Origin of the sequence: Streptomyces sp. NPDC002888 (assembly GCF_042888465.1) — a bacterium.
Taxonomy (GTDB): Bacteria; Actinomycetota; Actinomycetes; order Streptomycetales; family Streptomycetaceae; genus Streptomyces.
The window spans coordinates 160,946-179,777 of record NZ_JBIAPU010000002.1 but is presented as its reverse complement, the minus strand read 5'-3'; the positions used below and the strand labels follow the sequence as shown (position 1 = coordinate 179,777).

Below are 18,832 nucleotides of genomic sequence, written 5' to 3'. Positions count from 1 at the left end.
GCGCCGACCGGTGCCGCGAGCCGCACGGCGAACCCGCCCGGCATTCTGCTGGCTAACCTTCAGGCATGACCACCGAGTTGGCCCTGCTCTCCCAAGTCGCCTATCGGGGGCGGGAGATCACCGCGCCCAGGCTGCGCGGGCTGTTGGCTCTGCTCGCCGGGGAGCTGCGCACCGGCTGCAGCGCCGGTCGGCTGGTGGAGGGCCTGTGGCCGGACGAGCTGCCGGAGCGGCCGGGCAAGGCGGTGCAGGTCCTGGTGTCGAGGCTCAGGGCGCAGCTGGGTGCCGAGCTGATCGTGAGCACGCCGACGGGGTACCGGCTGGCGCTGGACGAGGCGCAGGTCGACAGTTCCGCGCTGCTGCTGTACGAGGCGGCGAGCGCCGAATGCGCGCGGGCCGGGGATCACGAAGGCGTCCTGGCGCAGGCCGAGGCGGGCCTGGCTCTGTGGGACGGGAGCGTGGGCGCCGGTGCGGACGAGGACCTGCACGATCCGGTGGTGGCGCTGCGCGCCGATCGGGTCCGGGCCCTGCGGTCGCTGGTCCGCTCCCGGGCGCTCGCGCTCGCCCGGGTGGGGCGGCGGGAGGAGGCGGCGGCGCCGCTGGCCGGGCTGGCCCGGGAGCTGCCGCGGGACGAGGAGGTACTGGCGGAGCTGCTGCGGTGTGAGGCCGCGACCGCCGGGCGGGCTGCGGCGCTGACCCGGTACGACGCCTATCGCCGCAGGCTGCGGGACGAGCTGGGGACCGATCCGGGGCCCGGACTCCGGTCCGTTCACCAGGAGTTGCTGCGCGCGGATGTGCCGCACGTCCGCCACGGTGTGCCGCACGAGCCGAACCCGCTGCTGGGGCGGGACGCCGACGTCGGCGCCGTGGCCGGGCTGCTGCGCGAGGTGCGGGTGGTCACGGTCGTCGGTCCCGGCGGGCTGGGCAAGACCCGTCTCTCCCACGCGGTGAGCCGGGCGGCCGAGCAGCCCGTGGTGCATTTCGTCACCCTGGCCGGTGTCCTCACCGATGACGACGTCGCCGGTGAAGTGGCCTCGGCCGTCGGTGCCGGGGAGAGCGGGCGGTTCACCGCGGGCGGGGATGTGGTGAGCGGCATCGTCGCCGCGCTGGGCACCGGGCCCGTGTTGCTGGTGCTGGACAACTGCGAACAGGTGATCCCCGGCGCGGCGGATCTCGTACAGGCACTGGTGTCACGGTCGAAGGAGCTGCGGGTCCTGGCCACCAGCCGGGCTCCGCTGGGGCTGACCTCGGAGTCGGTGTACGCCCTGCCGGAGCTTTCGCCGGCGACGTCGGTCGAGCTCTTCGGGCAGCGGGCGCGGGCCGCCAGGCCCGGCGTGGAACTGCCCGCCGACAAGGTGGCCGAGATCTGCCGCCACCTGGACGGGCTGCCGCTGGCCGTCGAACTCGCCGCGGCACGGGTCCGGGTGCTGTCCGTGGACGACATCTCGCGCCGGCTCCGGGACCGCTTCGCGCTGCTGCGCGGCGGCGCCCGCGACGCGCCCGAGCGGCATCGCACACTGCAGGCCGTGGTCGAGTGGAGCTGGAATCTGCTGGAGCCCGACGGGCGGGCGGCGATGCGCGCGTTGTCGGTGTTCCCCGGAGGGTTCACCGAGGACGCGGCGCAGTGCGTACTCGGCGAGCGGGCGGACGCGCTGACGCTGCTGGAGCAGCTGGCGGGCCAGTCCCTGGTCAAGGTGGGCGAAAGTCCTTCCGGGGGTCCTTCCGGAGGTCCTTCCGGAGGTCCTTCCGGAGGTCCTTCCGGGGTGCGCTTCCACATGCTGGAGACGCTGCGGGAGTTCAGTGCCGCGCGGCGCGCCGAGGCCGGTGAGGAGGAGGCGGTGACCGTCCGGTTCCTTCTCTGGGCACGGGACTTCGGGCGGGCGCACCACGACGTGCTGTTCGGCGGCGGCCCGCTGCGCCCGTGGATCCGCATCCGGGCCGAGCAGGACAACCTTGTCCTGGCCCTGCGGTACGCGCTGGCCCGCGCCGACGGGCCCACCACCGCGGCTCTCACCGCCGCGCTGGGCTCGTTGTGGGCCACCGGCTCCAACTACGCCCGACTCGCCGCCCTCGCCGACGAGACCGGTGGGCCGCTGTCCCATTTCCGGCCCGACCCCGGGAAACCCGAGAACGCCGTGGACATCGAGACGGCCCGCAGCGCGGCGACGGTGTGCACGGCCAGCCTTTTCATGGGCCGCGGCCCCTCCGCCGTACGCCATCTCGTCACGCTGCGCCGACTGCCGCCCGCCCCGCCGGACACGCTGGCGCGGGCGCTGGCCATCGTGCTGTGCGCCTTCCCGGAGATGCACCCGCCGCAGTACACGCGGCTGCAGGAACTCTGCGACGCCGACGCGCCGATGCTGGCGGGCATGGCGGCGGGCGTCGCCAGTTACCTGTGGGAAGCCGAGCACGAGACGGAGCGCGCGCTGGCGTGCGCCCGCCGGATGCTCGACGCGCTGGGGCCGCTCGAGAATCCGGCCATGCGGCTGCTCAGTCATGGGCGGATCAGCGAGTTGTGCCTGAAGTCCGGGCAGGGCGCGGAGGCGTACGACCATCTGCGGGCCGCGCTGAGCGCACTCGACGAGACCGGCGACTGGTCGGACTCGATCGGCGTCCGCTGGGGGCTGGTGCTCGCCTGTCTGCAGCGCGGGGAGGTCGACGAGGCGGAGCACTGGCTGGGACTCGCGGCCCTGGATCAGCAGCCGGAGTCCGCCGAGACCTTCGGCTCCGATCTGCCGGCCCGCGCGGAGGTCGCACTGGCCCGCGGGCTGACCGAGGTCGGGCTCGGACTGTGGCGCCAGGCGGTGGAGCGGGTACGGGAGGGCAGCCTGCTCTATGCCGACGATCCGTTCGTGGATCCGTGGTCACTGCAGATTCAGTCGGCCGCGCTGGCGGCGCACGCGCAGCACGACCGACTCGAGCCGGTGGCCGGGCTGGCCGAGCAGCTGCGGGAACGGCTCCTCGGGATGCTGTGCGGCTCCTCGGGCGACGACTCTCCGGCGGAACTGCCGGTGTACGGCACGGTGTTGCTGGCGCTCGGCTTCACCGGGCTGGCCGGGGGCGACCCGGCGGCCGTACGGCTGGTGGCACTGGCGGAGCGGATGCCGGCGGTACGGGAGTTCCCCACCCTGTCCTTGGCCCGGTCCCGGCAGGCTGCCGAGAACGCCGACAGGGCGGCCTACGACGACGCGAGGTCGGCGTACGCCACCCTGAAACGGGAGGAGCTGCGGGCGGCCGCACTGCGCGAGCTCAGTGCCGCGGCTCGCGGTTGAACCGCGCCTTGGACCACAGGTAGCCCAGCAGCGTCAGCCCCAGGCACCAGGCGACGGCCAGCACCGCGTTCTTGGTGCCGATCTCGCTGCCCAGCAGCAGCCCGCGCAGGGTCTCGATGGCCGGCGAGAACGGCTGGTACTCGGCGAAATAGCGGAACCAGCCCGGCATGGCGTCCACCGGCACGAAAGCGCTGGACAGGAACGGCAGCATCACCAGCGGCGTCCCGATGTTGCTGGCCCCCTCGGCGTTGGGGCTGACCAGGCCGATGCCGACCGCGAGCCAGGTCATCGCGAGGCTGACCAGAGCCATCAGAGCGGCCGCCGCGATCCACTCCACCGGCGACGCGTCGGGCCGGAAGCCGATGGCCAGTCCGATGCCCAGGACCAGCACCAGAGCCATCAGCGTCTGGAGCACGCTGCCGATCACGTGGCCGATCAGTACGGAGGCGCGGGAGATCGCCATGGTGCGGAACCGGGCCATGATGCCCTCGGTCATGTCGGTGCACACGGCCACCGCGGTGCCGAGCGAGGTCATGGCCACCGTCAGGAGAAGGATGCCGGGGACGATGTAGGCGACGTAGTCGGCACGGTCCGCGGGGCCGCCGGTGATGCCGGCGCTCATCACGTTGCCGAAGACGTAGACGAACAGCAGCAGCAGGATGACCGGGGTGAGCAGGAGGTTCAGAGTGAGGGAGGGGTAGCGGCGGGCGTGCAGGAGGTTGCGCCGCAGCATGGTCAGGTTGTCGCGGTAGGCGTGCGAGGCGGCGCTCATCGGACGGTCTCCTTGGCGTTGTCGGTGTCGTTGGCGGCGGTGTCGTCGGCGGCGGTGTCGTCGGCGGCGGTGTCGTCGGCGGCGGTGTCGTCGGCGGCGGGGACGGGGCTGCCGGTCAGGGCGAAGAACACGTCGTCCAGGTCCGGGGTGTGCACGGACAGTTCGTCGGCCTCGATGCCGGCGGCGTCCAGCCAGTCGAGGATGGCGCGCAGCTCGCGCTGGCTTCCGTCGCTGGGGATCTGCAGGGTGAGCGCCTCGTCGTCGCGGGTCGTCTCGCGCAGTGCGGTCGCCGCATGAGCGTGCGCCGCCGGGTCGGAGAAGCGCAGCCGTACGTGGCCGCCGGGGACGAGCCGCTTGAGTTCCTCGGCGCTGCCCTGGGCGACGAGTCTGCCGCCGTTGAGCACCGCGATACGGTCGGCGAGCTGGTCGGCCTCCTCCAGGTACTGGGTGGTCAGGAAGACGGTGGTGCCGCCGGAGACCAGCTCGCGGATGATCTGCCACATGGTGTGGCGGGAGCGCGGGTCGAGGCCGGTGGTCGGCTCGTCGAGGAAGATGATCCGCGGGTCGCCGACCAGGGTCATGGCGATGTCGAGACGGCGCTTCATGCCGCCGGAATAGGTGGAGGCGGGCTTCTTCGCGGCCTCCACCAGGTCGAAGCGCTCCAGCAGTCCGGCGGTCACCCGTCGGCCCTCGGCGCGGGGGAGGTGGTGCAGGTCGGCCATCAGGAGCATGTTCTCCTCGCCGGTGATCAGGCCGTCCACGGCGGAGAACTGACCGGTGACACCGATGGCGGCCCGAACGGCCTGGGCCTCGGCGGCGACGTCGTGTCCGGCGATCCGCGCCTGTCCGCCGTCGGTGGAGATCAGCGTCGACAGGATGTTGACCACCGTGGTCTTGCCCGCGCCGTTCGGCCCGAGGAGGGAGAAGATCGTGCCGGCGGGCACCTGGATGTCTATGCCGTCGAGGACCCTCTTGTCCCCGTAGGACTTCCGCAGCCCGGTGGCCGCGATCGCGGCTTCGTGATTCGTCGTCGTCATGGCGCAGAGCTTGCGGGCGGGGCGGTTCAGAACGGTTTCAACGCGATTTCAGCCCTCCGGACGAAGCTTCAGAGCGTTGAAACTTGCAGTTCAGGCGCTATGGGATCGGTCTGTGGCAGGACGAGCGCCGGTGGGGAGCCGGACGGTGAACGTGGTCGATCCGGGGCTGCTGTCGAGTGTGACGCTTCCGCCGTGGGCCTCCGCCACCGCCGCCACGATCGACAGACCGAGGCCGGTGCCGGTGCCACCGCCCGCGCCCTCGGTGCGACGGCGGTCCGCGCCCTCGGTGCGGCGGCGGTCCGCGCGCGTGAAGCGTTCGAAGACCTTGGGCAACGGTCCACCGCCGGGGTCGCGGACCGCCGCATCCACCACGAGTCCTTCGAGCTGTGAGGCGTCTTGCACACGTTGAGGAAGAACCGCCCGCTGCGCCGCATCGTGCTGGCGAGCGCCGCGACCGTCTCCGGGATGGTGCTGCTGCTGTCGCTGAAGCCGCACACCACGCCGACCGTCGCCGGCTTGGCCGCCTCTCCCGCGCCGTCCAGCAGCTCGAGCACGTCGAATGGAGCAACCGGATCGAGCGGCTCTGCCACGGGCACCCAGACCCTCACCGGAGACTCGGTCCAGACCCGCTACGGCCCCGTCCAGGTCCGCGTCACCCTGAAGGACGGAAAACTCACCGACGTCACCGCCCTCACCTACCCCCACCAGCGAGGGCTACCGCCAGTCACTCCAGTCGGCACTGGACTCCGCGAGCCACTGACGCCTGCCATTCTTTCGGCGACGTCCCAAGCACCCCACGAGCCCTCGACCTGTGCTACGTTGATGCAAAGTGGCAATTTTGGTTACCAGAGGCTTCTGAGTGCTCTTCGACCTTCGTCGACGAGCACTCTTTTTGGTTTCCAGGGCTTACCGGGACTTTTCAGAACTTCCCGTCGGGTCACCTCGTTGCCGCGAAGCCGGGTCCGCAAGGTGCGGACTCCGGTCACTGCTCAAGGGAGAATCAGCATGGCATCCGGCACCGTGAAGTGGTTCAACGCGGAAAAGGGCTTCGGCTTCATCGAGCAGGAGGGTGGCGGCCCGGACGTGTTCGCCCACTACTCGAACATCGCCACCTCCGGCTTCCGTGAGCTGCAGGAGGGCCAGAAGGTGACGTTCGACGTCACGCAGGGCCAGAAGGGCCCGCAGGCCGAGAACATCGTTCCTGCCTGACGCCTACGCGTACGCATGTGCCGGGGCCCGCACCTTCGGGGTGCGGGCCTCGGCTCATGTGCGACAGGTGCCGCATCGAGGAAGGTCCCGCATGAACCGCCCAGCTCGCACGAACAGCAACTCCTCCCGCACCCGTACGGACAAGGGCTCCGCCGGTTCCGGCCGGGGCAACCGCGTCCGCTCGCAAGGGACGGGCCAGGGCCGCCAGGGTGCTCCTTCCCGTTCGGCCAAAACCGGCACCTCCAAGACTCGGCGTGGCGGAGGCGGAGGCCGCGCCGCCGCGTCCGGCGGGGAGTTCGCGCTGCCGGTCACCGTCACACCGGCGCTGCCACCGGTCGAGGCGTTCACCGAACTCGACCTGCCCGAGCGGCTGCTGGCCACCCTCCTCGCCGAAGGGGTGAGCGTCCCCTTCCCGATCCAGGCCGCGACGCTTCCGAACTCGCTGGCCGGCCGGGACGTCCTGGGCCGGGGGCGCACGGGTTCGGGCAAGACCCTCGCCTTCGGCCTCGCCCTGCTGGCCCGCACCGCAGGGCAGCGGGCCGAGCCCCGGCAACCGCTGGCACTCGTCCTCGTACCCACCCGGGAACTGGCCCAGCAGGTCACCGACGCTCTCACCCCCTACGCCCGCGCGCTGCGCCTGCGGCTCGCCACCGTGGTCGGCGGCCTGTCGATCGGCCGTCAGGCGAGCGCTCTGCGCGGCGGGGCCGAGGTCGTCGTCGCGACGCCCGGCCGGCTCAAGGACCTCATCGACCGGGACGACTGCCGCCTGGACCGCGTCGCCATCACCGTCCTGGACGAGGCCGACCAGATGGCCGACATGGGCTTCATGCCGCAGGTGACCGCCCTGCTCGACCAGGTGCGCCCCGACGGCCAGCGGCTGCTGTTCTCGGCCACCCTGGACCGCAACATCGACCGGCTGGTGCGCAACTACCTGCACGACCCCGTGGTCCACTCGGTCGACCCGACGGCGGGCGCCGTCACCACGATGGAGCACCACGTGCTGCACGTGGAGGACGACGACAAGCACGCCACCACGACCGAGATCGCCGCCCGTGACGGACGGGTGATCATGTTCCTGGACAGCAAGCACGCGGCGGACCGGCTGGCCAAGAAGCTGCTGGCCGTCGGGGTGCGCGCCGCCGCCCTGCACGGCGGCAAGTCGCAGTCCCAGCGCACCCGGGCGCTGACCCAGTTCAAGGACGGTCACATCACGGCCCTGGTCGCCACCAACGTCGCGGCCCGCGGCATCCACGTGGACGACCTCGATCTCGTCGTCAACGTCGACCCGCCCGGCGACCCCAAGGACTACCTGCACCGTGGCGGCCGCACCGCCCGCGCCGGCGAGTCCGGCACCGTCGTCACCCTGGTCCTGCCTCACCAGCGCCGCGAGGTGACCACGCTGATGACCGACGCCGGCATCACCCCGACGACCACCAGGGTCCGCTCGGGCGGGGCCGAACTGAACCGGATCACCGGCTCCCAGGCTCCGTCGGGCGTGCCCGTCGTCCTCACTCCGCCTGTCACCGAGGACCGCTCCGAGCGCACGGGTCCCGCTCGGCGCGGACGCCGCGGCCGACCGGGCCAGGGCCGCCGCCGTTCCCCGGCCAAGGGAGACGGCCGCTGAAACATGCGCACCGCGTGTGCGCGCGGCCGCGACGATCACTTCCCGAGCTGAGCCCCGAGGTCAGCCGCTCTTCTCCGGCTCCGGCGCGGTGACGGCCGCCGGGCCGTCGCGGAGCATGGCCTTGTAGAGGGCCTCGTGCTCGGGCGGGGCGGGCAGGGGGCCGCGGGCGGGGCCTCCAGGGACTGGATCATCAGGGCGACCACGCGTCGCCAGGCCTCGGGGGCGGCGTCGCCGGTGGCGTTGACGACGCCGGCGTTGGCCATGTGGATCAGCACCAGGTCCGAGGGGTCGAAGTCCTCGCGCAGGCGGCCCGCGGCCTTGGCGCGGTCGATGAGCTGCACCATGGCCTCGTACGCCTCGTTGCGGCGCTGCTCCAGGTCCTTGGCGGTGGGGAATGTCATGGTCAGGACGTCGGCGAAGCCGTAGTCGGCGGCCTGCATCGCGCAGGCCGCCTCGATGTAGCCGGTGAAACCGCGCCAGGGGTCCGGGTCGTCCAGGGCGACCGCGACCGCGTCGGCGTAGGCGTCCATCCGGTCGGCGAAGACGGCGGCGACCAGCTCCTCCTTCGTGGGGAAGCGTCGGAACATGGTGGCGATCCCCACCCCCGCCTCACGGGCCACGGACGCCATGGAAGCGCTCAGGCCGTCGCGCCCGAACACCATGCGCGCGGCGGCGATGATCCGCTCACGGTTGCGCTCGGCGTCGCTGCGCAGCGGCTGGGCGGCGGGGCCGTCGGGGCGCTGTGGGCCAGGGGTCATGGCGCCCACCCTAACAATCGGAGCGCTCTATCCATTTTGGTGCTACTGTCGACGGCGTGAACCGGATAGCCCTATCCGGATCATGAACCGGATAGGCCTATCCGAATCGAGTGCCCGAGACGTACGTTTTACGAAAGGATCGCTGTGACCAGCATCGCCATCGTCGGAGCCGGCCCCCAGATGGGCCTGGCCATCGCCCGCACCTTCGGCTCCCAGAGCTTCGACGTCGCCCTGATCTCCCGTAACCGCGAGAAGCTCGACGGTGTCGTCGGCAAGCTCGCCGCCGAGGGCATCACCGCCGCCGCGTTCCCTGCGAACGTGCTCGACCGCGCCGGGCTCACCCAGGCGCTCAAGGACGCGTCCGCCCGGTTCGGCGGGATCGATGTCCTGGAGTACTCCCCGGTGGGGACGTTCGGAATCACCGCGCTGACCGCTCCGGCCGAGACCGAACCGTCGCATGTCGAGTTCGAGATGAACTTCCAGCTCTACGGGGCCATCGCCGCCACGAAGGCGGTGCTGCCCGCGATGCGCGAGGCCGGCGCGGGCACCCTGCTCTACACCACCGGCGCCGGCTCGATCTGGCCCGACCCGCGGGTCGCCAACGTCAACGCCGCCGCCGCGGCGCTGCGCAACTGGGTGATGAACCTGCACAAGGAGCTGGCCGACGCCGGCACCGGTATCCAGGCCGCCCACGTCGGCATCGACTCGTCGATCGGCGTCTCCGTCATCCCCGGCGTGGAGGCGGCCCAGCCCGAGCAGATCGCCCCCCTCTACTGGGAGCTGCACACGACCAAGCGCGACGAGGCCGAGCTCGTCTTCCGCCTCGGGGACGAGGGCTCCCCCCGCCCCTGAACACCGCACCGGCTCCGCCGACTCGGCCCCCTCGCCGAACCCTGATCGCGCCGCGGCTCGCTCTGCCGCGGCGCGGCGCTGATGTACAGCACGCCCGACGGCAATACGAAGGCAGGCCGAGGCCGGCTGAGCCGGCCTCGGCCGGGGACCGTCAGGGGTTTTCGATGGTGATGAAGGGGTCCCACTGGAAGTACCCCTTCAATTGCCGGTGGCGGTCCAGGATCTGGAAGTAGAAGTGGTACGTGACCTTACCGACGCTCCTGACGGCCGCCCGCCAGTAATGATCCTGGTAGTTCTGCGTCACGAACTCCGGGCTGCCCTCGGTCCCCTCCCTGGGCATCGGGAAGACGCCGTCGATCACCTCGATCTCCGGCGCCCTGAGGAGCTTGTGGTCGCTGCTGCTGACGTACCTGTACAGCAATGCCTTGTACTCGGTGTTGAACGACAGCGTCGTCTCCCGCCACTTGATGGCGTCCCCGGGTTCGGCCCGGAGGTTCAACTCGGCCCCCGACGACATGTCGACGATGTGATCGTGGCGCGTGGTCATGTAGATCAGGCTTTGATCGACGTACGTCGGCGCGTCGGGGTTCCTCGACGCGTTGGGGTTCTGCTCGACGATCGTGGCCGCGTCGAACGCGATCATTACGTTGATATCAGCCATTTCCCTGCTCCTTTTCTTCTTCTTTGGGCACCTTGTACGCCATCGCTCGCGGGTAGTCGTGCCGGTGGAGGCGGACGCGCACGAGCAGCGGTCCGGCGTTGACCGGGTCGGTCGGGTCGGTGAGGCGGGCCAGCAGGGTGTCCAGCTCGGAGGTGTCGGCGATGCTGACCCCGTTCGCCGGCGTCTTCTTGCCGGCGAAGACGGCCGCGAGGCGGTCGTAGTGCCAGGGGTGGAGGACGTTGTAGAAGTCCGCGCCGTCCGGGTCGGCGGCACCGGCGGAGCCCCGCTCGGCGTAGAAGGACGGGTGCACCAGCATCTGCTCGATGCCGTAGAAGTGTCCGTTGTCCATGACGAACACCACCGACCGCAGCCCGAGCCTGGTGTGGGTGGAGATCTCCTGACAGGTCTCCTGGAAGGCGCCGTCGCCGACGAACACCATCGGGCGGGCGTGCCCGCGCTCGGGGGCGAGCGCGGCGCCGGTGGCCGCGCCGACCGACCAGCCGATGGACAGCCAGCTGACCTGCGACAGGAATCCGCCCGCGGGCAGGGACAGGTTCATCGAGCCGATGAGGGAGAACGCGGCGTCGGAGACGACCGTCCAGTCCTGCCGGGTCTCGTGGCCCAGGAAGTGGTTGATCCGGTCGAACACGCCGTCGTACGTGAGCCGTTCGGCGTGCCGGGACGGCGAGCCGCTGGTGCGCAGCGAGGCGCGGTGGTGCTCCACGTCGGCGGGGAGGTCGCCGAGTGCTCCGTGGTGGGCGTGGGCCTCGGCGTAGTAGTCGGCGGTCAGGCCTCCGGAGCCGTAGGCCTTCACCAGCGCGTCCTGGAGGGCGGGCAGCAGTTGTTCGAGCTGGACGTCGGGGAAGTAGGAGGTGCCGACGCTGACGCCGCCGTTCGCGGCCATCACCCAGTCGCCGCCGACGCACTGCTCGCCGCCGAGGTTCTTCGAGGTGGACCAGGCGCCGAGGCCGATCCGGCAGGTGGCCCAGTCCTTGAAGATCCGGTGCACGTCAGGATGGCTGGCGTGGCCGTTGTAGACGCCGTGGAACTGCGGCAGGTCCTCGTCCACGACGGCCTTCGCGCCGACGGTGGTGCAGAACGGCACTCCGGTGCCCTCCACCAGGTCGGTGAGCCGCCCGCCGAGGCCGAACCGGTCGATCTCCTCGCCGGCCCACACGATCGGTCGGGGCCTGCCGTCCGGGCCGGGGTGCTCCTCGACCAGGGTGAGGATCGCGTTCACGGCGTGGTCCAGCATGGGCTGGTTGCGCTCGCTGAACGGCCGCTCGCGACGGACGATCGGCACCTCGGGCTCGGGGCAGGGCTCGTCCCACAGGTCCTCCATGACCTCCAGGTAGACCGGCCTGCGCTCGGAGAGGCACGCGGTGAGCGCGGCGTCGATCTGGCCGGGGGCGAGGCCCGGGTTGGAGATGACCTGGGCGTCCACGGTGACCTGCCGGTAGGCGTCCAGGTTGCTCTCCGGGCGGGGGCTCATGTGTGAGGTGAGCAGCCCGAGGGCGCGGTAGTTCTGCCACTGCTCGTAGGGCGGGGAGGCGTTGATGGCGACCAGCGGGACCTGCTCGACATAGGCGCCGCCGCAGGCGTTCAGCAGGTTGAACGCGCCGACGCTGTAGGTGACCGCGGCCGCGCCGATGCCGTGGATGCGGGCGTAGGCGTCGGCGGCCTGGCCCGCGCCGCCCTCGGTGGGGGTGCCGACCCACTCGATGTCGCCCTCGGTGCGCAGGGTGGTCAGGAACGGGCCGAGGTGGTTGCCGGGGACGCCGAACAGGTGGGTGATGCCCAACTCGGCCAGCCGCAGGGCGAGGTAGCGGGCGACCGTGCACGCGCGGGTGACCGCGGTCACGAGCTCTCCTCCTCCCGGTTCGGGCCCGGGCTGGTGACCGGCGGGGCCTGGTGGACGGCGACGGCGGCGCGGACGGCGCTCTCCAGGGCGCCCTCGATCCAGGCGTGCTTGAGGGAGGTGTGCTCCCCGGCGAAGTGCACGGGGCCTTCGGGCCGGGAGACGTCCAGGTGGAAGCTGGTCATCTGGTGCGCGGTGTAGATGGCGGCCTCGCCGAAGGCGTACGGGTCGCGGGCCCAGCTCTTGGTGGCGCCCCGTCCGGTGAAGAACACCTCGATGCGACGGCCGTGCAGCGCTTGGAGGTTGCGCAGGGCGTAGACGTAGCGCTCGGCGCTGCGCATGGAGTCCCAGCGCGCGGCGTCGTCGGACCAGCAGTACGAGGCGAGCACGACTCCTCCGGTGCTGCCCTCGACGCGGTGCGAGGGGTAGTACATGAACCGGTTGGGGTTGTCGGCGACGGAGCCCCCTCCGAAGCAGTGGGTGGCGGGGCGGACGGCGGGGCCGCGCAGCGGCAGGGTGCTGTTGAGCTGCCGCATCTCCTCGGTGACGGTGCTGTCCTTGACGGCGGCACCGAGCAGCCCGGAGGCCGCCGGGGCGGCCCCCGCCTCGGCGGTCGAGAGGGTCATACCGGTGCCGTCCTCACCGCCCAGCCGGTAGTACTCGTAGAGCCCCGGCGCGATGCGGTCGAGCTCGCCCCGCCAGTCGTCCTCGGTGAACTCCCACCACCGGTGGCTGAACTCCAGCAGCACCTTGGTGGCCTGGTCGTAGTGGGTCTCGATGATGGCGCGGCGCTTCTTGTACGACATCGAGGGGACGATCTCCGCGAAGCGCAGGGCGGAGAACGGGACGGTGACGATCGCCAGGTCCGCGGTCCACAGGCGCGGCGGGGCCTGCGGGTCGTTCTCGGCGACGGTCTGCACGGCCACGCCCCACCCGTCGGGTCCGACGGCGCCGGTGCCCTCGGGGTCGGCGTCGCGGCTGGGGTCGTGGTACTCGAGGCGGATCATGCGGTGGCCGAGCCGCACCTCGTCGCGCAGGCCCTGATGGAGGGCGTCCGGCAGGCGCCAGCTGCCGCCGGGAATCTCCCAGTAGCGGACGGTGGGGTTGATGTCGCTGCGGCTCAGGAAGCTGTGGAAGAAGGAGAGATGCAGCCGTGAGGACATGTTCTCGAGGGTTCCGACGGCCTCGACCGCCTCGTCGCTGAGCCCGGCGTGGTCGCGCAGGAAGCCGCCCATCGAGTAGCCGTCGAAGTCGCGGATCACTCGGGCCCAGCCCTCGACCCACTCGTCGAACGGCTTGTTGACGCGCCGGCCGTCGACGACGTCGGAGTAGTAGTCGCGCACGCTCTCCAGTGCCTCGTCGACCATCTTCACGACGGGGGCGCGGACCTCGTCGTCGGTGAGGTGGAAGCCCTCGTTGATCCGTTCGGGGGTGGTGGTGTAGTCGGCACGCCGCACCTGGACACGGTTGGTGCGGATCCAGGAGTTGCCGCGCTTGTCGGGTTCGCGGAAGTCGGGGCTGTCGTCGCCGTAGGTCCAGGTGCGGCCGGTGAAGGAGCTGTACGTCACCGGGGGCACGGAGACCTCGGGGCCGCTGCCGGTGGAGGGGTCGACGTCCACGTTGTAGAACTGGCGGCGGCCGAGCCCGAGTTTGTCGATGAGGGCGAGGGCGAGCGGGTGGAAGTCGGGCAGCCGCATGGCGCCCGCCTCGGCGTATTGGGCGGGGTCGTCGAAGGGCTGGTGGTGCTTGGTGGCGCGGAAGGTCTTGATGCGTCCGCCGACACGGCTGGCGTTGGCCTCGAGAATGGTGACGTCATGGCCGGCGTCCTTGAGCAGGCGGCCGGCGACGAGGCCGGTGATGCCGGCGCCGATGACGAGGATCTTTTTGCGCGGGTGGTGCGTGGGGCCGAGGCGGCCCGTGTCGATCAGGGTGTGGAGATAGCCGAGCTTGAGGTCCTTGTCGTCCGGCCCGACGAGGAGGAGTTCGCGGGCGAGCTTGAGACACGTCTGCCAACGGGCACGGTTGGCGGAGTTGTCCCGAGGAATGTCGGTCATAGCTTGCGATCGTAGATATGGAGAAACGATTTGTGGGTTTCTCCGGCAGATAAAGTCCAAAAAAAGCCGATCGCACTTCCTGACGGAATTTCGACTTGCTCGACATTTCCTTATGAGGGCTTGAGTTGCGTCAGGGACGGAAGAGAAAGGGCTACGGAGTCGAATCCACGATTCCTCCACGGAATGCGGAAATCCTGTGCTGTCGATGACAGCGGTCTCGCCAGCCGACCGGAGCGGGGAGGGCGTGAGGACGGTGATATCCGTCCAGCCATTCACGAACAACCGCTCGGCGCATGCACTTCCGGCCGCTGGGCGTCGGCGTCAGCCCCGGACATCACCGACGGAGGGCAGTTCGGTGGCCCACCCCGTTGATGGGGCGGGCCACAGTCCTATGGAGCGGGGTAGTAGGTCACGACGGTGCCGGGGCACGCTTCCGCGAGTTGGGTGAGTGCTTCGAGTTCGACGGCGTCGATGGTGAGTCCCCAGCGGAGCTTGGTGGCGATCCACTCCGAGGTGTACCGGCACGTGACGTCGACGGCCGTGGGCAGCCACTCGGCCGGGTCCTGGTCGGCCTTGCTGCGGTTCGAGGCAGCGGAGACAGCGACGAGGGAGGTCTGGACACCGAGGTCGTTGGCGTACGCCTCACGCCGCTGCGCGGTCCATTGCGATGCCCCGGAGTCCCAGGCCTCGGCAAGCGGCACCATGTGGTCGACGTCCAGGGCGGAGGCCGGGGTTACCCACTTGGCGTCGTAGTACGACCACCAGGACCCTCCCGACAGCTTGCAGCCGGGGAGAACATCGGGCGGGACGACCGCCTCGGAGATGAGCACCTCCGCTCGGGTGTTGCAGCCGTCGGTGGGGTTCTGGCCCGCGTTCCAGTGCTTGAAGCTCGTGCGCTGGTAGCCGTCCCTCACCTCCGCCGCGAGCGGGAGGGCGTCGACGGCAGCCGCCATCGGGAGCGCGTACGTCTCGAAGGAACGATCCTGCGCATGAGCCGGCGTGGGTGCCGCGAGGGGCACGATGAGGAGCGCGGCCGCAATCGCGGCACGCCCGAGATTCTTGATCATGCATCGCAGACTCGACTGCGTGCACCTGATCCGAAGGGTTCGACTCGAACTAAAGAGCCATGTGGGCGCTTGAGTTCACTGGACAGGTGTGCCACGGGTCACCCGCCCGGGGGAGCGTCTGTACCGGAGCGGTCACCGCCGGCCCACCTTGATCCGGTGCGCTTGCCATGCCCGCCGAGGCCGCCGACACCGGCACCGCTGCCGCCAGGGCCGCGCCGGTCACGTGCTCGTGGAGCGCAGGCCCTTGTCAGGGGTGGAGAACAGGCGGCGGGCCGACGCGTCGAGTGCCGCGAACCCTTCGACGATCTGGGCGGCCACGCGCCAGTCACCGTCCTGGGGCTGCCGACGCAGACGCCAGCCGTGGAACGCTTCCCCGGTGTACGTCTCGCTCCGGGCCGCCGCGTCCTCGCGCCCGCGGAGGAAGAAGCGCAGCCGGGTACGGGCGGTGAGGGCTTCGGGCCCCTCCCGGCGGACGTCGAGTATCTGCAGGATCTCGTGTGATTCGTCGAAGAAGACCGAGCGTGCCTGAAGGAAGTCGCGCAGCCCCGCCTTCCCCCGCCACATGTGTCCGCCCTCGAATCCGGTCTCGAAGTCTTCGGTGAGGATGCCGGCGTACATCTCGTCGGGTGGGGCGTGGGCCTGCAGCAGAGTGAAGTACCGCTCGATCGTGTCGATGAGGACCGGCTCGAGAGCTGCGGGGACAGACATACGAGCTCCCTTCGGCGGAAACCCACGTTTCAGCCTTGCACGGCTCGGCGGCCCCTGCGATCCGGACGGCCCCGCCGAACGGCGACCGGCTCCCCGTGTCGATCCGCCTTTTCAGGACCAGGCTTCCAACGGGTGAATCCAGCAGTGCGGTGAGTGGCAGCCGGTCCCACAGCGGGAAGGGCATTCTGCGTACCGGACAAGCGATGGGCAGGGAGCGTCCCGATGCCGAAGTTCCTCATCCAGGCGACCTACACGCCCGAGGGCGCCAAGGGGCTGCTCAAGGAGGGCGCGGGTGGCCGCCGCGCCGCCGTCGACCAGGTCGTCACCGACCTCGGCGGCAAGGTCGAAGCCATGTACTTCGCCTTCGGGGAGGACGACATCGTCCTCATCATCGACTTCCCCGACCAAGTCTCCATGGCCGCCGTCAGCCTCGCCGTCAAGGCGAGCGGCGCCCTCCACACCCGGGCCACTCCCCTCGTCACCCTCGACGAGATCGACGAGGCCGCGCGCCGGCAGTTCACCTTCCGCGCCCCCGGCACGTAGGCCGAAGGGGGAGGTCGGGTGTAGCGGCCGAAGGCGTCGGCCACTCGGCCCACCACCCCCACCAACCGAGTGGGGAGGCATGCGGAGTCCCACTGTGTCGCCGCGTGGACCGGCAACGACCGGGCGCCCTCCCGTCGAGGGCGCCCGTTGGGCTCTGCGAGTCAGGCCGACACCTTGACCGCCGAGACCTCCAGGGCCGGCTGCCGCACGACGCGGCGGCGCCGGGTCGGCATGAGCAGCGGGTTGGCGACGCTCCAGGCCGCGCCCTTGCAGATCAGCTCCTTGTAGAAGGCGGCGAGCCGTCCTGTCAGGGCCGCGCGTACGGCGCGGTCGTCGGCGGTGACGTACTGGATCAGGCCTTCGCTGCGGCCCAGCGAGATGCACTGGTTGAAGTAGCGCAACGGCACGTTCGGGAGCTTCCCGCCGGTCAGGCGCGCCGCGATGGCGTCGGCGGCCTGCCACGCGGTGGGGACGCCCGAGGCGCACGACATCCGCAGCGGCTTGTCGGCGGGGCCCGTCACCATGGCCGCGTCGCCGATGGCGTACACGTCCGGGTGCGAGACCGAGCGCATGGTCCGGTCGACCACGATCTGGCCGGTGTCGGTGGCCTGCAGGGTGGTGGCCTTCGCGATCGGGTGGACGGCGAAGCCGGTGGTCCACACGGTGACCGCGGCCGGGATGGACGTGCCGTCGGCGGTGGCGACGCGGTCGGCCTCGACACCGGTGACGGCGGCGTGCTCGTGCACCGTGATGCCGAGCTTGTCGGAGACCTTCCGCAGGTGCCGGCGGCCCTTGGGCGAGAGCCAGTCGCCGAGACCGCCGCGGGCGGCGAGGGCGACGTCGAGGTCCGGGCGGGCCTCGGCGATCTCGGTCGCGGCCTCCACGCCGGTCAGGCCGCCGCCCACCACGACCACGGGCTGTCCGGCGTCCAGGGCAGCCAGGCGCTCGCGCAGCCGCAGCGCTCCGGGGCGACTGGCGATCTCGTGGGCGTGCTCGGCGGTGCCGGGGACGCCCTGGTCGTTCCAGCCGCTGCCGAGGGCGTACACGAGGGTGTCGTACTCCAGCTCCTCGGCCGCCGGCTCCTCGGCGCCGGTCGCGCCGATGACGGCGACGATCTTGCGGTCGACGTCGACGCCGGTGACCTTCGCGAGCTTCAGTTCGACGCCGGTGCCCGCGAACATCTCACTGAAGGGCCGGGGCTTGAGGTCCTGGCCGACCGCGAGCTGGTGCATCCGGACGCGCTCGACGAAGTCGGGCTCGGCGTTGACGAGGGTGATGGTGACGTCTTCGCGGTGCAGCCGCCTGGCGAGACGCCCGGCGGCGATGGCTCCGGTGTAGCCGGCTCCGAGGACGATGATGCGCTGCATTTCTCGCTCCTGTCTTCAGCGGGTTCGCCTCTTGAACCGGGCAGCCCGCCGTTTCCTGACAGGAACGGGATGTGAAGCACGTCACATCAGCGTCGACAGCGTCAGAACGCGTGGAGCAGGGGTTCGCCGTGGTCGGAGGCCGCCCACCGCTCGGTCGCGCGTTCGAGCTTGTCGGGGTTGACCTGGTTGCGGAACGCGGCGATGCCCTCGTCGGTGATCTCCAGGCACATGACGCCGATGACCCGGCCGTCGACAACCACCACGAGGGCGGGGGCGCCGTTGGCGGTCGTGGCGTAGATGTCGGGCGAGCCGCCGACCAAGGCGCGCTTGGCCTCGCTGGGCTTGAACAGGCCCCGCATGAACTTCGCGACGGCGAGGGCGCCCTCGAACGCCTTGGAGCGGGCCGGGATCTTCCCGCCGCCGTCGCCGATCGCGATGGCGTCCTGGGTGAGCAGCCGCACGAGCGGCTCGGTCCGGCCGCTGGTGGCGGCCGCGAGGAACTCCTCGACGATCCGCTGGGCGGCGGCCTCGTCGATCTCCGTGCGGGCCTTGCCCTGCGCGACATGCTTCTTGGCGCGATGGAAGATCTGCTGGCTGGCGGCCTCGCTGATGTCGAGGATCTCGGCGACCTCCCGGTGCGGGTAGTCGAAGGCCTCCCGCAGCACGTACACCGCCCGCTCGTTGGGGGAAAGGCGCTCCAGTACGGCGAGGACCGCGTACGACACCGATTCGCGCTGTTCGGCGGTGTCGGCCGGGCCGAGCATCGGGTCCCCGGCGAGCAGCGGCTCGGGGAGCCATTGGCCCACGTAGGTCTCGCGCCGCGCGCGGGCCGAGGTGAGCTGGTTGAGGCACAGGTTGGTGAGAACCTTCGTCAGCCAGGCCTCGGGGACCTCGATGTGGTCGCCGTCGGCGGCCTGCCAGCGCAGAAACGTCTCCTGCACGGCGTCCTCGGCCTCGCTCGCGGAGCCGAGGAGGCGGTAGGCGATGGCCTCCAGGCGGGGCCTGGACGCCTCGAACCGGTCCACGTCGTTCATGGTCAGGGCCATGGCCCGG

General features: G+C 70.9%; 16 protein-coding genes. 5 read left to right on the top strand and 11 right to left on the bottom strand.

Going from position 1 to position 18,832, the window contains the following annotated elements; translation table 11 throughout:
* Positions 1-65: 65 nt before the first annotated feature.
* A complete protein-coding gene (locus tag ACFYWX_RS03760) occupies positions 66-3,269 on the top strand; it encodes an ATP-binding protein (protein WP_389422328.1) in 3,204 nt (1,067 codons plus the stop codon).
* Here the strand turns inward: ACFYWX_RS03760 and ACFYWX_RS03755 are convergent.
* The 3 genes from ACFYWX_RS03755 to ACFYWX_RS03745 form a co-directional block, all read right to left on the bottom strand.
* Positions 3,247-4,041 (bottom strand): ABC transporter permease, encoded by a 795-nt coding sequence (locus ACFYWX_RS03755; RefSeq protein ID WP_389422327.1) that lies wholly within the window; start codon positions 4,039-4,041, stop codon positions 3,247-3,249. The genes ACFYWX_RS03760 and ACFYWX_RS03755 overlap by 23 nt on opposite strands.
* Complete coding sequence (locus ACFYWX_RS03750) at positions 4,038-5,078, bottom strand: ATP-binding cassette domain-containing protein (RefSeq protein WP_389422326.1); 1,041 nt, start codon at positions 5,076-5,078, stop codon at positions 4,038-4,040. Before ACFYWX_RS03750 ends, ACFYWX_RS03755 begins: the two co-directional genes overlap by 4 nt.
* A 90-nt stretch (positions 5,079-5,168) precedes the next feature.
* Complete coding sequence (locus tag ACFYWX_RS03745) at positions 5,169-5,447, bottom strand: ATP-binding protein (RefSeq protein WP_389422633.1); 279 nt, start codon at positions 5,445-5,447, stop codon at positions 5,169-5,171.
* A 636-nt stretch (positions 5,448-6,083) separates the two neighbouring features.
* Between ACFYWX_RS03745 and ACFYWX_RS03740 the strand changes: the two genes are divergently transcribed.
* The gene (locus tag ACFYWX_RS03740; RefSeq protein ID WP_010032345.1) at positions 6,084-6,287 is read left to right on the top strand and encodes a cold-shock protein; all 204 of its coding nucleotides are present in this window, start codon (positions 6,084-6,086) and stop codon (positions 6,285-6,287) included.
* 91 nt (positions 6,288-6,378) lie between these two features.
* Positions 6,379-7,911 (top strand): DEAD/DEAH box helicase, encoded by a 1,533-nt coding sequence (locus tag ACFYWX_RS03735; protein ID WP_389422325.1) that lies wholly within the window; start codon positions 6,379-6,381, stop codon positions 7,909-7,911.
* Between the two features lie 35 nt (positions 7,912-7,946).
* Here ACFYWX_RS03735 and ACFYWX_RS03730 read toward each other — a convergent pair whose 3' ends face one another.
* Positions 7,947-8,669 carry a TetR/AcrR family transcriptional regulator gene (locus ACFYWX_RS03730; RefSeq protein ID WP_389422324.1) on the bottom strand — a complete coding sequence of 241 codons (723 nt, stop codon included), beginning with the start codon at positions 8,667-8,669 and terminating at the stop codon, positions 7,947-7,949.
* Between the two features lie 144 nt (positions 8,670-8,813).
* Between ACFYWX_RS03730 and ACFYWX_RS03725 the strand changes: the two genes are divergently transcribed.
* Positions 8,814-9,521, top strand: coding sequence for an SDR family NAD(P)-dependent oxidoreductase (locus tag ACFYWX_RS03725; protein ID WP_389422323.1), 708 nt, complete (start codon positions 8,814-8,816; stop codon positions 9,519-9,521).
* Positions 9,522-9,672: 151 nt separating this feature from the next.
* Here the strand turns inward: ACFYWX_RS03725 and ACFYWX_RS03720 are convergent, their stop codons facing one another.
* From ACFYWX_RS03720 to ACFYWX_RS03700, 5 genes are all read right to left on the bottom strand, one after another.
* Positions 9,673-10,182, bottom strand: coding sequence for an inclusion body family protein (locus ACFYWX_RS03720; protein WP_389422322.1), 510 nt, complete (start codon positions 10,180-10,182; stop codon positions 9,673-9,675).
* Positions 10,175-12,043 (bottom strand): thiamine pyrophosphate-binding protein, encoded by a 1,869-nt coding sequence (locus ACFYWX_RS03715; protein WP_389422321.1) that lies wholly within the window; start codon positions 12,041-12,043, stop codon positions 10,175-10,177. The genes ACFYWX_RS03720 and ACFYWX_RS03715 overlap by 8 nt, the downstream gene beginning before the upstream one ends.
* Entirely contained in the window at positions 12,040-14,094 is a 2,055-nt protein-coding gene (locus ACFYWX_RS03710; RefSeq protein WP_389422320.1) for a flavin monoamine oxidase family protein, read from the bottom strand. Before ACFYWX_RS03710 ends, ACFYWX_RS03715 begins: the two co-directional genes overlap by 4 nt.
* A 389-nt stretch (positions 14,095-14,483) precedes the next feature.
* Positions 14,484-15,161, bottom strand: coding sequence for an HNH endonuclease family protein (locus ACFYWX_RS03705; RefSeq protein ID WP_389422319.1), 678 nt, complete (start codon positions 15,159-15,161; stop codon positions 14,484-14,486).
* A gap of 219 nt (positions 15,162-15,380) precedes the next feature.
* Complete coding sequence (locus ACFYWX_RS03700) at positions 15,381-15,869, bottom strand: hypothetical protein (RefSeq protein ID WP_389422318.1); 489 nt, start codon at positions 15,867-15,869, stop codon at positions 15,381-15,383.
* Positions 15,870-16,091: 222 nt separating this feature from the next.
* Here ACFYWX_RS03700 and ACFYWX_RS03695 point away from each other — a divergent pair, with 222 nt between their 5' ends.
* Positions 16,092-16,412 (top strand): GYD domain-containing protein, encoded by a 321-nt coding sequence (locus ACFYWX_RS03695; protein WP_389422317.1) that lies wholly within the window; start codon positions 16,092-16,094, stop codon positions 16,410-16,412.
* 161 nt (positions 16,413-16,573) lie between these two features.
* Here ACFYWX_RS03695 and ACFYWX_RS03690 read toward each other — a convergent pair whose 3' ends face one another.
* Complete coding sequence (locus ACFYWX_RS03690) at positions 16,574-17,779, bottom strand: NAD(P)/FAD-dependent oxidoreductase (RefSeq protein WP_389422316.1); 1,206 nt, start codon at positions 17,777-17,779, stop codon at positions 16,574-16,576.
* Between the two features lie 101 nt (positions 17,780-17,880).
* Entirely contained in the window at positions 17,881-18,825 is a 945-nt protein-coding gene (locus ACFYWX_RS03685; protein ID WP_389422315.1) for an RNA polymerase sigma-70 factor, read from the bottom strand.
* Positions 18,826-18,832: the final 7 nt, after the last annotated feature.

What these genes read in the sequence shown, in the direction of transcription:
- ACFYWX_RS03695 (WP_389422317.1), top strand. Translation starts at nt 16,092, where the DNA reads ATGCCGAAGTTCCTCATCCAGGCGACCTACACGCCCGAGGGCGCCAAG.
- ACFYWX_RS03685 (WP_389422315.1), bottom strand. Translation starts at nt 18,825, where the DNA reads ATGGCCCTGACCATGAACGACGTGGACCGGTTCGAGGCGTCCAGGCCC.
- ACFYWX_RS03710 (WP_389422320.1), bottom strand. Translation starts at nt 14,094, where the DNA reads ATGACCGACATTCCTCGGGACAACTCCGCCAACCGTGCCCGTTGGCAG.
- ACFYWX_RS03750 (WP_389422326.1), bottom strand. Translation starts at nt 5,078, where the DNA reads ATGACGACGACGAATCACGAAGCCGCGATCGCGGCCACCGGGCTGCGG.
- ACFYWX_RS03735 (WP_389422325.1), top strand. Translation starts at nt 6,379, where the DNA reads ATGAACCGCCCAGCTCGCACGAACAGCAACTCCTCCCGCACCCGTACG.
- ACFYWX_RS03755 (WP_389422327.1), bottom strand. Translation starts at nt 4,041, where the DNA reads ATGAGCGCCGCCTCGCACGCCTACCGCGACAACCTGACCATGCTGCGG.
- ACFYWX_RS03700 (WP_389422318.1), bottom strand. Translation starts at nt 15,869, where the DNA reads ATGTCTGTCCCCGCAGCTCTCGAGCCGGTCCTCATCGACACGATCGAG.
- ACFYWX_RS03720 (WP_389422322.1), bottom strand. Translation starts at nt 10,182, where the DNA reads ATGGCTGATATCAACGTAATGATCGCGTTCGACGCGGCCACGATCGTC.
- ACFYWX_RS03740 (WP_010032345.1), top strand. Translation starts at nt 6,084, where the DNA reads ATGGCATCCGGCACCGTGAAGTGGTTCAACGCGGAAAAGGGCTTCGGC.
- ACFYWX_RS03760 (WP_389422328.1), top strand. Translation starts at nt 66, where the DNA reads ATGACCACCGAGTTGGCCCTGCTCTCCCAAGTCGCCTATCGGGGGCGG.
- ACFYWX_RS03730 (WP_389422324.1), bottom strand. Translation starts at nt 8,669, where the DNA reads ATGACCCCTGGCCCACAGCGCCCCGACGGCCCCGCCGCCCAGCCGCTG.
- ACFYWX_RS03690 (WP_389422316.1), bottom strand. Translation starts at nt 17,779, where the DNA reads ATGCAGCGCATCATCGTCCTCGGAGCCGGCTACACCGGAGCCATCGCC.
- ACFYWX_RS03705 (WP_389422319.1), bottom strand. Translation starts at nt 15,161, where the DNA reads ATGATCAAGAATCTCGGGCGTGCCGCGATTGCGGCCGCGCTCCTCATC.